A 13,209-nucleotide genomic window follows, 5' to 3' on the forward strand; every position below is an offset into this window, starting at 1 on the left:
GGGATCAGTCATTGACCCGCTCGCTTTTCATTTCGGTTACAAGCCGGGTTTCCAGAATCTGGCCCGAGCGGTAAAGGATCGGGTAGGCGACCGAGGCGATATGTCCGTGCAGGTCGCGCAGCGCCCGCAAGGTTTCCAGATGCAGGTCGCTGGACTGGAAGCTTTCCGTTGTGCCGCGTTCCAGACGTTTCAGATGCGCCTTGCGGCTGGCGCGCTCCATGCGCTTGATCTCGGCCTTGTCCAGCACCAGGCGGCGCGCGCAATCCAGATCGTCCACCAGCAAGACGTGGCGCGCCAGCGCAAAGCTCTCCGTCACTGCCTGGTGCAGGTCCGACAATTCTTTCCAGCCGGGGGCCGAGAATTGCACCCGCTCCTCATGGCGCGCCTTGGCGAAACCGGTCATGCGTTTCGAGACGATATCGCCTGCGGCTTCGACGCGGATGGCGTATTCGACAAGCGACCGCGCCGCCTTGATCTCGGATTTGCGCATGTTCTGGCGCGGCATCTTGGCGACATAGCGACGGATATCGGTGAGTTGGGTGTTCACCTTCTCGTCTTCCTGCAACAGCGCGTCGATCGCCTCGGCATCGTTGTCTTGATAGAGGTCCAACACGGGCCGCATCATCCGCTCGACCCGCGCCACCATCTGCAACAGTTCCTGTCGGACCGAGGACATCGCCACCGCCGCCTGCGCGCCATGCGGGTCATCAAGCGGGCTGAGCGGTTCCAGCAACTCCGATCCCGCCGCCTCGCTGTCGTCCTGTTCTGGTAGGAGCCAGCTCATGGGCTGTTCAAGGTGACGCACGATGCCAAGCGCGCTCAGCGCCAGCAGCAGGTTGAACCCGATATGGGCGCTGACCAGCGACTGGCCGGGTTGTCCCAGCAGCAGTGCGTCAGACAGGCCAAACAGGTTGATGACCATCAGGCACAGAAACGCCGCCGATCCGCGCAGCAGGAAATTGGCCAGCGGGATGCGCTTGGGCACGGGCGGCAGGTCGCGGGTCAGCCAGATCGGGATCAGGGCGCCACCCAGATTGGCACCCAGCATCAGTGACAGACCAGCGGCAAAGGGCAGGGCATCGACCTGCACCAGCGCCACGCACATCAGGATCGCGGCCACGCTGGAATGCATCACAAAAGCCAGAGCCGCGCCAACCAGGAAGGCAGCGAAATAGTCGGTGCTCAGATACCCGGCCACGGCGGGCAGAAAGGCGCTTTCGCGGATCGGGTCGACCGCCTCGCGCAGAAATTGCAGGGAGATCAGGATAAAGGCGATGCCCAGAATGATCCGCCCGTTCAGCCGCACATGGCTGCGGTCGGATTTCAGATAGAGCCAGCCGCCAATCGCCAGCAGGAACGGCATCAGCCAGCGCAGGTCAAAGGACAGAAGTTGCACCACCAGCGCCGAGCCCAGATCAGCCCCCAGCACACCAGCCAAGGCAAAGCCGAACCCCACCATGCCCGCCGCCGCAAAGCCGGTCAGCAGCAGCGCCACCGCGGCCGAGCTTTGGATCACCACCGCCAGCGCAGTGCCCGACAGACCCGCTAGCGCCGTGTTGGTATGGCCCGTGAGCAGCCGTTCGAACATCGCACCAAAGCGCCGCTCGATGCCGGTGCGCACGAAGCGCACGGCAAAAAGCAGCAACATGGTTGCCGCAAAAATCTCGACTATGAAACCCGCGATTGCCAGTTCTATTTCCTTTCAACACGCGTTCCGAGTTTCGGAAGCGAAGCACCCCGGCGCGACCAAAACCGCGCCGAGGCAAGTGCCAATCCCGACGGATCAGCCGTAGCGATAGGGCCGTCCGGCCTTTTGCATCACTTCATTATATTGCTTGAAGATGTTGACCACCTTGGCCTTGGTTTCGCTTTCGGCGGCGATTTCATCCCAGAACTTCACGGCGGCCTGTTCGACTTGCGCCCATTCCTCGTCCGGGATGGTGGTCAACTGCATCTTGGTGCCGTTGACGCGCAGATTTGCCTCGCCGCCCCAATACCACCACTGGCGGTAATAATGCGACTGGTCGCAGCAGACCTTGAAGAGAGTCTGCAGATCCTCGGGCAGCTCGTTCCAGCGGTCCATATTGGCAAAGAAGTGCCCCGCCCACGCGCCCGACACGTTGTTGGTCAGGAAGTAGTTGGTCACGTCTGCCCAGCCGACGGTGTAATCCTCGGTGATGCCGGACCAGGCGATACCGTCCAGCTCGCCAGTCTGCACCGCGACCTCGATATCTTCCCAGGGGAGGGTGACGGGAACCACGCCGAACTGGCTGAGGAAGCGCCCGGCGGTGGGGAAGGTGAAGATGCGCTTGCCCTTCATGTCCTCTAGCGAGTTGATCGGGTCCTTGGTGGCGAAATGGCAGGGGTCCCAGGCCCCGGCGCTGATATGTTTCACGCCGACCTTGGAATATTCCTCGTCCCAGATCTCGTTCAGACCGTATTGGTTGAACAGCACCGGCACGTCCAGCGAGTAGCGCGAGGCAAATGGGAAATAGCCGCCAAACACGGTCACCTCGGTGGGTGAGGCCATCGAGTCATCGTCCGACTGCACCGCGTCAATGGTGCCGCGCTGCATGGCGCGGAACAGCTCTCCGGTGGGCACCAGCTGATCGGCATAGAACAGCTCGATCTGCATCCGGTCGCCGGCGATCTGGTTGAACATCTTGATCGCCGGGTCGATCACATGCTCGGCCAGCGCCGCGCCCGCATAGGTCTGCATCCGCCATTTGATCTGGCCCTGCGCGAGCGCGGGTGTGGCCAGTGCTGCGGCGGCTGGGGCGGCAGCGGCGCCTTTCAGGAATGTACGTCTGTTGGTCATACTCTCTCTCCGTTGGTCTGTGTTGTTACTCGAACGGTCGTCTCCGCCCCGGTTTGGCCGGGGTCACTTGTTGTAGATATAGTCGGGCAGCCACAGCGCGATCTGCGGAAATGTCATGATGATGCTCAGGGCCAGTACCATCACCAGCACAAACGGCAGGATCGAGCCATAGATGTCGCGCAAGGTGATCTCGGGCGGGGCCATGGCCCGCATCAGAAACAGGTTATAGCCGAAGGGCGGCGTCATATAGGCGATCTGCGTGGTGATCGTATAGAGCACCCCGTACCAGATCAGGTCGAACCCCAGCGCGCCCACCAGCGGCACATAAAGCGGGGCGACGATCACCAGCATGGCGGTGTCGTCCAGAAACGTACCCATCAGGATGAAGCTCAGCTGCATAAGGATCAGAATCATCCAGGGGTTCAGGCCCAGCCGTTCGGTAAAGAGGTTCTCGATCGCCTTGACCGCGCCCAGCCCGTCAAAGACCGCACCAAAGGCGAGCGCGGCCAAGATGATCCACATGAACATGCAGGTGATGCCCAGCGTTGAGCGCACCGAGGTCTCGAACACCTGACGCGTCATCCGGCCCTTCAAAACAGCGGCGGCAAAGGCGGTCAGCGCGCCGATCGCCGAGCTTTCCACCAGCGAGGTCCAGCCATTGACAAACGGCACCATCATCGCCGCGAAGATGCCGATGGGCAGCAGTCCCGCGCGCAGCAGCGCCAGCTTTTCACCCAGCGGCAAGTCGCGTTCCGCGGCAGGCAGAACCGGCCCAAGCGACGGGTTCAGCCGGCAGCGGATCGCGATATAGAGGATGAACATCGCTGCCATCATCAGCCCCGGCACCACGCCTGCAAGCCACAGCTGCCCCACGGGCTGGCGCGCGATCATTGCATAAAGCACCAACACCACCGAAGGCGGCACCAGAATGCCCAGGCTGGACCCGGCCTGAATGACGCCGGTGACCATTCGCTTGTCATAGCCGCGTTTCAAGAGCTCGGGCAGGGCGATGGTTGCCCCGATGGCCATGCCTGCTACGCTCAGCCCGTTCATGGCTGAGATCAGCACCATCAGGCCAATCGTGCCGATGGCCAGCCCGCCATTCAGACCGCCCATCCAGACATGGAACATCTTGTAGAGGTCATCCGCGATCTTCGATTCGGACAGGACGTAGCCCATGAAGATGAACATCGGCAGTGTCAGCAGCGGATACCATTTCATCAGCTTCATCGCCGCCGAGAAGCCCAGATCATAGCCGCCCCGGTCCCCCCAGAGCAGCAGCGCCGCCACCACGGCCACGAACCCGATCGCCCCGAACACCCGCTGTCCGGTCAGCAGCATCAGCATCATGGTGGAAAACATCAGGATGGCGATCAGCTCATACGGCATCAGATCACCTCGCGCGGGATGTCGTCGCCGTGCAAGCGCAGGAGGTCCTTGAACAGCTCCGACACCGCCTGCAGCAGCATCAGGAACAGCCCGACGATCATGATCGACTTGATCGGCCACAGATAGGGCCGCCAGGCGGTCGGGCTGCGCTCGCCATATTGCAGCGAATAGCTCAGCGAGTCGTAGCCGCCATAAAGCATCACGATCAGATAGATGATCAGGAAGAAGACGGTGATCGCATCGGTCCAGGCCTTGCGCCGGTTCGACCATTCTCCGTAAAGCAGGTCCATCCGCACATTGCTGCCCATCTGGATCGAATAAGGCCCGCCCAGCACGTAATAGGCGACCATGGCAAACTGCGCCATTTCCAGCGTCCAGAGCGAGGGCAGAAAGAAGGTTTTGGAAATCGACGACCAGAGCAGGATGCCCATCATGACAAAGATGCCATACATCACCACCCGTCCGATCCAGCGATTCAGCCGGTCGATGACGCGGACATATTGCCTCAGAAAATGCAGACCCCCAGCCCCTTTTGTCATGAGGATGCCGCCTCGGGTGTGAGTTCAGCGACCAGCTCTGCCAGCATCGGCGACAGCAGCCCGGCGATGCGATTGACGCCGGCGGGCGTGTCGATCAGATCGTTGCGAACCTCCAGCATCACATTATGCAGACCGTTGCGGACGCCATGTTCGCGCAGTGTGTGGGTGACGCCGTCGTGGGCTGAATAGGGCTGGTTCAGCGCCACGCGCAGCCTGCAAGGTGAGGCCTTGCCGAGAAGAGCCCGGGCCGCCCGATCATCTGTATCGTGCAGAATTCCAAGATCAATATCGCGATGTATGCCGTTGTAAACAGGCGTAAAGCTGTGGATAGTGATCATCAAGGGTGGGTCGTTGCGCCCCGCAAGCACATCTGCCAGAAGGTCGCGGAACGGCGCATAGACATCGCGCACCCGCTGGGCGTGATGTGCGGCGCTGAGGCCCTGATTGCCGGGTATCTCAAACCGCTCGCTGCGCGCCAATACCGCACCCGTTGCTTCGGGCGGGCGGTTGCAGTCATAGACCAGACGGCTCACCCGGGAATGGACCAAAGGCGCATCCAGCGCACCCATCAGTTCCACCGCCAGTTCCATCGCGCCCACATCCCAGGCTGCATGTGACATTGCCGCCTCGTCGTCCAGCCCGAGCCGGTGCAGCGCCGCCGGGATGAACCGGCTGGCATGTTCGCACACCAGCACAGCCGCACCAGCCCCACGCGCGTTCAGCACGCGCGCTGCCGGAGCTTCCAGCGCGGACAGCAGAGGGGACTCGGGATCGATTGCCATGTGAAACATTGGTTACAGCTTCGCATCTCCTGTCAACAATTTTTCTGTAGACATGATTACAGAACCGCCTAGGCTGTAGAAATCGTAATCAGGTAGCGTCTCGTGACCCCGACCACCAAGCTTGTCAAACAGCAGATACAGGAAGAGATGGAGGCGCTGACGCCGTCCGAGCGGCAACTGGCCTCGATCCTCTTGCAAGACTATCCGATGGGCGGTTTGCAATCGATCACCAAACTGGCCAACGCGGCCAGCGTCTCGACCCCCACGGTGATCCGTATGGCGCGCAAGCTGGGGTTTGACGGCTTTCCGGCACTGCAGGATGCGCTGCGGGACGAGGTGGCCGCACAGATCAAGAAACCGATCGCCAAGCGCGACGCCTGGGTGGTGGATGAGGGGGCCGAGCATCCGCTGACACGGTTTGCCCAGACCGCCTGGACCAATATGCGCCACACGCTAGACCGGATCGACACAGACATGTTCGATGCGGTGGCCAGGCTGCTCGCCGATACCGCGCGCCCGCTATATGTGGTCGGCGGGCGCATTACGCGGTCCAATGCCGATTACCTCTACAACCATATGCAGATCATCCGGCCCAACGTGACCATGCTGGGCAATTCCGCCAATGTCTGGCCGCAATACCTGCTGGACATGGACGAAGCCTCGGTGCTGGTGATCTTCGATATTCGCCGATACGAGGCGCATTTGGCTAAACTAGCGCAGATCGCCTCGGAACGCGGGGTGACGGTGGTGCTGTTCACTGACCAATGGGGATCGCCCATTGCGCGCTCGGCCCGTCATACGTTCAACTCGCTGGTCGAGGCCCCCTCAAGCTGGGACAGCACCATTGCGCTGATGCTGATCGTCGAGGCGCTGATCGCCGAGGTTCAGGATGCCCGCTGGGAGCAGAGCAAGGAGCGGATCGAGGAACTGGAGGCCATGTTCTCATCAACGCGGCTGTTCCGGGGGTAGGGGTAGCGACGCACAGGGTTTTTGCATGCCTGGCTGCAATGCTTGGTTGTGCACGCGTCTGGAAAATTCCGGCCAGACCCTGTTAAGCTCTCTACAGGGCAGGCCTTTTGAGGTCCGTCAATTCGGAGAATGGCGGTTTCATGAACGAGCAAGAAAGCGGACAGGCGCTGGATTGGATGCTGTATCATCCCTGGGCCAGCATTGCCCTGATCATCCTCTTGATGTCAGCGATCAGTGTGCTGCCCTACTATTTCATACACCGGATCAGGCAACGCCCACCCTCGGACGACACCAAGGAAATGGCCGTCAATATCGGGTTCCGCATCGGGACGCTGCATGCGCTGATCCTGGCGCTGATCTTTTCCGGCGCCCAGGAACAATATGAACAGGCACGGGAAACGATCGCGGCCGAGGTCATTATCCTGTCCGAAGCGGCACATGAAATTGCCCGGCTGCGCAACCAGGATATTGATCCGGTGCGTGCCAAGTTTTTCGAATATATCGACGTGCTAGAGCAAGACGACACACCTGCGATCGATGTTCACAACATCGGCAATTCGGACCTGATCTTCCGCGAGGCGTCACAAGTCTCCAGTGAGATCTATCAGGCTCTGCTTGCGATCGAGCCAAAGGAAGAGCAGCAGAGCATCACGCTCGACCGGATTGTCAGCAAGCTCGACCAGGCTTTCAGCCTGCGGCTGGAACGTGTTGCGTCGACCGCGCGGGGTGTATCCAACTTGTTTTGGACCCTGTCCGTTGTCGGATATATCTTTCTGCTGCTTGTGTTTTTCGTAACGCCGTTTTCTTGGGTCCGGTCGGCTCTTGTTGCGCTTTACAGCATTTATACCGGGCTTACCCTTTTCTTCATCATCGAGATGAGCAACCCCTATCTGGGATTGTCATCGATCGATCTCAGCAATTTGAGTGCGGCGTTTGATACCATTGAAACACAAGTAGACTAGGTCGGCGAGCTAGCTGCCGGGATCGCCAGTAACCCTGGCTCGGCGGTTTCTCCCCATATTGGTGATGTCGGCGCATTCCGGTGGCTTTGATCCAGCAGGCACGCTATTCTTACTGCTGTGGGTCAAGCCCATACACGTAATGATTGCAAGGCTGGACGCGAGATGCCTGTTTTTCTGACGTTAACCGATGCCGATATCAACAACGCCGCCTTCTGGGCCGGGCTGGATATCGGGCCGGACAGCACCATTGATGTGTCCGGGATCAGTAACTCGATCCAGATCACGATGACGGGCAGTTCGATCACCTTCACCAACAACAGCGGTGCGGTTACCACCTATACCGATGCCGATATCGCCTCGGGCTCGTTTAGCGAATTTGTCGAATATACCGGCAACAACAATGACGACAATGTCAGCGGCTCGGTCGGGCTGAATGCAGGGGGCTATTCGGGGGGGCGTGGCAATGACACCTTTACCGATGATGGCAACCTCGGCGGCTCAATCAACGGTGGGCGTGGCAATGACACGTTGCAAGGTGGATCGGGCGACAACAACATCGTCGGTGCTCGTGGCAATGACGTTCTGCTGGGCGGCTCGGGGAACAATAACCTCTTGGGTGGCGTCGGGCGCGACACGCTTTTTGCGCAGGATGGCAGCGGCAATCTGGAGGGCGGTGCCGGAAATGATGAAATCCATGCCGGGCTTAACACGAGCTTCGTGGATGGAGGTAACAATAACGACACGCTGATCGTGCCCAAGGGCTCGACCGTCACACCGTTCTTTCCGGGTGCCACTGGCGGTACGGTCGATTTGCCGGGCGGCGCAAACAGCTTTACCTACACAAATATCGAGAATGTCGAGATTGCCTGTTTCACCGAGGGCACGATGATCCGAACGCCGGGCGGTGAGCGCGCGATTGAAACGCTACAGGTCGGCGATCTGGTGGATACGCTGGATCATGGACCGCAACCTATCCGATGGATCGGTAGGCGCAGCGTGGCCGGGCGGGGTCGGCATGCACCGATCCGATTTGCGCCAGGTACGATCGGGAATGACCGGCCCGTCCAGGTCTCGCCCCAGCATCGCGTGTTGCTTTCGGGCTGGCGGTGTGAGCTGTTCTTTCACGCACCCGAAGTGCTCTGTGCTGCAAAGCATCTGTGTGACGGCGATCGTATCCATCGCGCGCCCTGCGATCAGATCACCTATTTCCATCTGATGTTTGATCGGCACGAAATCGTACTGGGTGAGAATGCGCTGCTGGAAAGCTTCTACGCAGGCGATCATATCCTGCAGGCCGATCGCGCGTGTTACGACGAATTGATCGAGCTGTTTCCTGAACTCGCCGATGGCGCGCCCATCGCCGCAGCCCGCCCTTTTGTCGGCCACGCAGAAGGGGCACTGCTGCAGGTGCAGCAGGTTTCCGCTGGGCGCGCCTGATAGCGTGGGTTTGAAATCCCGGAAAATCCCGATATTGACCCGGAAACCCGCAGGATCAGGAGCAGGGCGTGAAGAAGAAAAAGCGGAAATTCCCGAAACTCAATGCCTTGCTCGACCCGTTTGATGTGAAACTCATCGACCGGATGGACGAGATGGCCGAGACCGAGCGGTTGATCGCGTTCGAGCGGCGCGGCGGGTTGACCCGTCCTGCCTATGCTCTGTCTCCGGGGATGGAGGGGTTCGATATCGCGCCTCTGGTGGCGGAATATGACGCCCATGCCGAGAGCCTGCGCGGCTTGCAGGACCCCGACCGGAACCAGACCGGCTATCTGCCCCATAACGGCTACTACGACCGCCCGGATGCGGATGCGCTCTATCTGATGATCCGCCGCTACGCGCCCAAGCGGGTGATCGAGGTGGGTTGCGGCAACTCGACCCGCGTGACCCGGCAGGCGGTGCTGGATGGCGGGCTGCAGACGCAGATCACCGCCATTGATCCCTATCCGCGCGCCGATATCGCCCATGTGGTGGACGCGTTCGAACAGAAGCGGGTGGAAGAGGTCGATCCGGCGCTGTTTTCAACGCTGGAGGCGGGGGATGTGCTGTTTATCGATTCCAGCCATCAGGTGCGCCTTGGCAATGATGTGGCGCACCTGTTCTGCAACATCATTCCGCAACTCGCGGCGGGTGTGGTGATCCATGTGCATGATGTCTTTTTGCCTTATGAATACCCCAAGCGGTTCTTCTACGATTGTCCCTCTTGGGGTGAGCAGTACATGCTGCATGCGCTGTTGCAGGGCGGGGGGTATGAGATGCTCTGGCCCGGATATCACCTACAGCAGGATCGACCCGATGCGGTGCAGGCGCTGCCGTTCCTGCAGGGTGGGCGGGCGCAGAGCCTGTGGGTGCGCAAGCTTCAGGCGTGATCCAAAGGAGCGCCTGCGGCGCACAGTTTTTGTTTGCGTTCACGCCACGCAGGCGCTGGGGCTTCGCCCCAGACCCCGCAGCGTTTTCAACCGTCGGAGCGGATCAGATCAGGCGGACCTGGGTGCCGACCTGCACCAGCGGGTAAAGCTGTTCCACATGCTCGTTATAGAGGCCTATGCAGCCCGACGAGCTCATTCGTCCGATCTTGCGGGTGTCATGGGTGCCATGCACCAGATAGGCGGGCCAGCCGAGATACATGGCGCGGGTGCCCAGCGGATTGCCGGGATCGCCACCTTCGATGCGGATCGGTAGGGTCGGGTCGCGCTCGCGCATGTTGGCGGTGGGCGTCCAGCTTGGGAATTCGGTCTTGCGCACCACTTTGGTGTAGCCGCGCTTGGTCAGTTCCTCGCTCATCGGGACCGATGAGGGAAAGAGGCGATAGGTTTCGCCATCAGGACCCCAGTAATGCACCGCCCGGCTGGTGATGTCGGCCAGGAGTGCGCCGTTGCCCAGCGTGTCGAAATGATCCTGCCAGTTCTGGCGCCGGAAGGAGGAGACATTGCGGTTCACCGGCACCTGGGTGCTGATGGGTTGCTCGGTCTGCGGGAAGGCGTCGCTGCTCTGGGCGCGCAGCAGGGCCGGGGTCGCAAGTGTGGCGGCAACGCCCAACAGGGTGCCACGGCGGGTGATCTTGGAGTTGGGCAAGGGTGCCTCCATCATCTGCTCAATTCTTCGCCGCGAAAATAGGGGTTCGAGGGGCGTCTGACCAGAGGGGGCTGTTGAAAACTGCGTGATTGAGGCTTGATTTGCTAAATCAGCAGGGGGTGCTGCCCGACCTGATGGCCGGACAGCATGTGATTTGGGGGTCAGTCCATGGGCTTGAAGTTGAACTCGCCGCCTTCCTTGATTCCGCTCGGCCAGCGCGAGGTGATGGTTTTGGTTCGGGTGTAGAACTTGAACGCGTCCGGTCCGTGCTGGTTCAGATCGCCGAAGACCGATTTCTTCCAGCCACCGAAGGTGTGATAGGCCAGCGGTACCGGGATCGGGACGTTGATGCCGACCATGCCGATATTGATCCGGTTGGCGAAATCACGGGCGGTGTCGCCGTCGCGGGTGAAGATCGCGGTGCCATTGCCATATTCGTGGTCCATGGCGAGGCCGATCGCTTCTTCGTAGCTTTGCGCGCGCACGGTGGAGAGGACGGGGCCGAAGATCTCGGTCTTGTAGATGTCCATGTCACGGGTCACGTTGTCGAAGAGGTGCGGACCGACAAAGAAGCCGTCCTCATAGCCCTGCAAGCTGAAGTCGCGGCCATCAACCACCAGTTTCGCGCCCTGATCGACACCGGTCTGTACCAGACGCTCGATATTGGCCTTGGCGGCGGCGGTCACAACCGGGCCGTAATCCACATCGTTGCCCGCAGTATAGGGCCCCACTTTCAGCTTTTCGATGCGCGGCACCAGCTTGTCGATCAGGCGATCGGCGGTTTCATCGCCCACCGGAACCGCGACTGAGATCGCCATGCAGCGTTCGCCCGCCGCGCCATAACCCGCGCCGACCAGCGCGTCGGCGGCCTGATCCATATCGGCATCCGGCATCACGATCATATGGTTTTTGGCGCCACCGAAACACTGCACGCGTTTGCCCTGGGCGCAGCCGGTGCCGTAGATGTATTCGGCGATCGGGGTGGAGCCGACAAAGCCGATTGACTGGATCACCGGGTGATGCAGGATGGCGTCGACCGCCTCTTTATCACCGTTGACCACTTGCAGGATGCCCTTGGGCAGGCCAGCCTCTTCCATCAGTTCAGCCAGCATCAGCGGCACGGACGGGTCGCGCTCGGACGGTTTCAGGATGAAGGCGTTGCCGCAGACGATGGCGGGGGCGAACATCCACATCGGGATCATGGCGGGGAAGTTGAAGGGCGTGATGCCAGCCGTGACACCCAGCGCCTGGCGCATGGAGTACATGTCGATGCCGGGGCCTGCGCTGTCGGTGAACTCGCCTTTCAGAAGCTGTGGCGCGCCGATGCAATATTCGCAGACTTCAAGCCCGCGTTGAACGTCGCCCTTGGCATCGGGGACGGTTTTGCCGTGCTCGCGGCTGAGCGCCTCGGCCAGCTTGTCCATGTCGCGGTTCAGCAGATCGACAAATTTCATCATGACCCGCGCGCGGCGCTGCGGGTTGGTAGCGGCCCAGGCAGGTTGCGCTGCGGCGGCGATCTCGACGGCCTTGGCGACCTCGTCCGTGCTGGCCAGCGGCACTTTCGCCTGCACTTCGCCGGTGGCGGGGTTGAACACATCGGCAAAGCGGCCCGAGCCGCCTTTGACATGTTCACCGTTCATATAATGGGTCAGCTCCTGCATGGGGTCTCCTCCGATCAGATTTGGAGGCAGGATAGGCTTGCAAAAATCCACTGAACAGAGGCAAGATTTCAAAAAGGTTTTGCAAATTTGCAGAGGGGTGCGTGATGGAGCCGCATTGGGACGATATGAAGGTGTTTCTGGCGGTCGCCCGCGAGGAAAGCCTGTCAGCGGCGGGGCGTATCCTGAAGATGGACCCGGCCACTGTGGGCCGCCGCATTGCCCGGCTTGAGGCGGCGCTGGAAGCTCCGCTCTTCGTGAAATCACCGCAAGGCTATGCACTGAGCGCGGCGGGCGAGCGGCTGCTGAGCCATGGCGAGCAGGCCGAGGAGGCGATGCGAGCGGCCGCAGAGGCGCTGACCGGTCCGGCCGACCGGCTGAGCGGGCAGATTCGCATCGGTGCGCCGGATGGCTGCGCCAATTATCTACTGCCGCAGGTTTGCACCCGGATCAGCGCCACCAACCCCGATCTCGATATTCAGATTCTTGCCTTGCCGCGGGTCATAAACCTGTCGCGGCGCGAAGCGGATATGGCGATCACGGTCAGCCCGCCCACGGCCGGGCAGTTGCTGGTGCAGAAGATCACCGATTATAAGCTGCATCTAGTGGCCCACCGCCGTTACCTGCGCCGCTATCCAGACATAAACGCGATTGAAGATCTGAGCGGGCACCCGATGATCGGCTATATTCCAGACATGATCTTTGACCGCGAGTTGGACTACCTGAGCGATCTTGGCATCAAGCGAGTGGCGCTGGCTTCAAATGCGGTTTCGGTGCAATTGCGTCTGGTGGCGGGAGCCACTGGCCTATGTGTGGCGCATGACTTCACGCTGCCGTCGCATGGGCGGTTGACCAAGGTGCTGCCGGACCAGATCAGCCTGACGCGCAGTTTCTATCTGGTCCGCCATCAGGGGGACCGGCGCAGCGAGCGGCTGAACCGTTTTGCCACCGCGCTGAGCACCGGAATTCGCGACGAAGTGGCCCGGTTGGAAGGGCTGACTTGACAGAACGCGGCCAAGGGGC

General features: G+C 60.9%; 12 protein-coding genes. 5 read left to right on the forward strand and 7 right to left on the reverse strand.

The features are described 5' to 3' along the window. Positions 1-4 precede the first annotated feature (4 nt). From AB1E34_RS11695 to AB1E34_RS11715, 5 genes are all read right to left on the reverse strand, one after another. On the reverse strand, positions 5-1,648 hold the full coding sequence (locus AB1E34_RS11695) for a Na/Pi cotransporter family protein (RefSeq protein WP_372572523.1): 1,644 nt from the start codon (positions 1,646-1,648) through the stop codon (positions 5-7). A gap of 135 nt (positions 1,649-1,783) precedes the next feature. Further along, a complete protein-coding gene (locus AB1E34_RS11700; protein ID WP_372572524.1) occupies positions 1,784-2,818 on the reverse strand; it encodes a TRAP transporter substrate-binding protein in 1,035 nt (344 codons plus the stop codon). Positions 2,819-2,881: 63 nt separating this feature from the next. Further along, positions 2,882-4,207, reverse strand: coding sequence for a TRAP transporter large permease (locus AB1E34_RS11705; protein ID WP_372572525.1), 1,326 nt, complete (start codon positions 4,205-4,207; stop codon positions 2,882-2,884). Continuing rightward, positions 4,207-4,746 carry a TRAP transporter small permease subunit gene (locus tag AB1E34_RS11710; protein WP_372572526.1) on the reverse strand — a complete coding sequence of 180 codons (540 nt, stop codon included), beginning with the start codon at positions 4,744-4,746 and terminating at the stop codon, positions 4,207-4,209. Before AB1E34_RS11710 ends, AB1E34_RS11705 begins: the two co-directional genes overlap by 1 nt. Continuing rightward, positions 4,743-5,528 (reverse strand): N-formylglutamate amidohydrolase, encoded by a 786-nt coding sequence (locus AB1E34_RS11715; protein WP_372572527.1) that lies wholly within the window; start codon positions 5,526-5,528, stop codon positions 4,743-4,745. The genes AB1E34_RS11710 and AB1E34_RS11715 overlap by 4 nt, the downstream gene beginning before the upstream one ends. Positions 5,529-5,630: 102 nt before the next feature. Between AB1E34_RS11715 and AB1E34_RS11720 the strand changes: the two genes are divergently transcribed. The 4 genes from AB1E34_RS11720 (at position 5,631) to AB1E34_RS11735 (ending at position 9,822) form a co-directional block, all read left to right on the forward strand. Then, positions 5,631-6,497 carry a MurR/RpiR family transcriptional regulator gene (locus tag AB1E34_RS11720; RefSeq protein ID WP_372572528.1) on the forward strand — a complete coding sequence of 289 codons (867 nt, stop codon included), beginning with the start codon at positions 5,631-5,633 and terminating at the stop codon, positions 6,495-6,497. Positions 6,498-6,637: 140 nt separating this feature from the next. Continuing rightward, a complete protein-coding gene (locus tag AB1E34_RS11725; protein ID WP_372572529.1) occupies positions 6,638-7,459 on the forward strand; it encodes a bestrophin-like domain in 822 nt (273 codons plus the stop codon). Between the two features lie 162 nt (positions 7,460-7,621). Next, positions 7,622-8,896: a Hint domain-containing protein gene (locus AB1E34_RS11730; protein ID WP_372572530.1), complete on the forward strand. Its 1,275-nt coding sequence runs from the start codon at positions 7,622-7,624 to the stop codon at positions 8,894-8,896. 68 nt (positions 8,897-8,964) lie between these two features. Next, entirely contained in the window at positions 8,965-9,822 is an 858-nt protein-coding gene (locus AB1E34_RS11735) for a class I SAM-dependent methyltransferase (RefSeq protein WP_372572531.1), read from the forward strand. Positions 9,823-9,925: 103 nt separating this feature from the next. Here AB1E34_RS11735 and AB1E34_RS11740 read toward each other — a convergent pair whose 3' ends face one another. Together AB1E34_RS11740 and AB1E34_RS11745 are read right to left on the reverse strand one after the other, a co-directional pair. Then, positions 9,926-10,540, reverse strand: a complete 615-nt coding sequence (locus tag AB1E34_RS11740; protein ID WP_372572532.1) for a L,D-transpeptidase — start codon at positions 10,538-10,540, stop codon at positions 9,926-9,928. 149 nt (positions 10,541-10,689) lie between these two features. Further along, positions 10,690-12,189 (reverse strand): CoA-acylating methylmalonate-semialdehyde dehydrogenase, encoded by a 1,500-nt coding sequence (locus tag AB1E34_RS11745; RefSeq protein WP_372572533.1) that lies wholly within the window; start codon positions 12,187-12,189, stop codon positions 10,690-10,692. Between the two features lie 104 nt (positions 12,190-12,293). On the opposite strand from AB1E34_RS11745, the gene AB1E34_RS11750 reads away from it, so the two are divergent. Further along, on the forward strand, positions 12,294-13,190 hold the full coding sequence (locus AB1E34_RS11750; protein ID WP_372572571.1) for a LysR family transcriptional regulator: 897 nt from the start codon (positions 12,294-12,296) through the stop codon (positions 13,188-13,190). Positions 13,191-13,209: the final 19 nt, after the last annotated feature.

The sequence above is a fragment of the Ruegeria jejuensis genome, from assembly GCF_041537905.1.
Taxonomy (GTDB): Bacteria; Pseudomonadota; Alphaproteobacteria; order Rhodobacterales; family Rhodobacteraceae; genus Ruegeria_C.

Bases quoted from the DNA above. Each gene is read 5' to 3' on its own strand.
- AB1E34_RS11750 (WP_372572571.1), top strand. From the start codon at position 12,294: ATGGAGCCGCATTGGGACGATATGAAGGTGTTTCTGGCGGTCGCCCGC.
- AB1E34_RS11695 (WP_372572523.1), bottom strand. From the start codon at position 1,648: ATGTTGCTGCTTTTTGCCGTGCGCTTCGTGCGCACCGGCATCGAGCGG.
- AB1E34_RS11700 (WP_372572524.1), bottom strand. From the start codon at position 2,818: ATGACCAACAGACGTACATTCCTGAAAGGCGCCGCTGCCGCCCCAGCC.
- AB1E34_RS11725 (WP_372572529.1), top strand. From the start codon at position 6,638: ATGAACGAGCAAGAAAGCGGACAGGCGCTGGATTGGATGCTGTATCAT.
- AB1E34_RS11745 (WP_372572533.1), bottom strand. From the start codon at position 12,189: ATGCAGGAGCTGACCCATTATATGAACGGTGAACATGTCAAAGGCGGC.
- AB1E34_RS11730 (WP_372572530.1), top strand. From the start codon at position 7,622: ATGCCTGTTTTTCTGACGTTAACCGATGCCGATATCAACAACGCCGCC.
- AB1E34_RS11740 (WP_372572532.1), bottom strand. From the start codon at position 10,540: ATGGAGGCACCCTTGCCCAACTCCAAGATCACCCGCCGTGGCACCCTG.
- AB1E34_RS11710 (WP_372572526.1), bottom strand. From the start codon at position 4,746: ATGACAAAAGGGGCTGGGGGTCTGCATTTTCTGAGGCAATATGTCCGC.
- AB1E34_RS11705 (WP_372572525.1), bottom strand. From the start codon at position 4,207: ATGCCGTATGAGCTGATCGCCATCCTGATGTTTTCCACCATGATGCTG.
- AB1E34_RS11715 (WP_372572527.1), bottom strand. From the start codon at position 5,528: ATGGCAATCGATCCCGAGTCCCCTCTGCTGTCCGCGCTGGAAGCTCCG.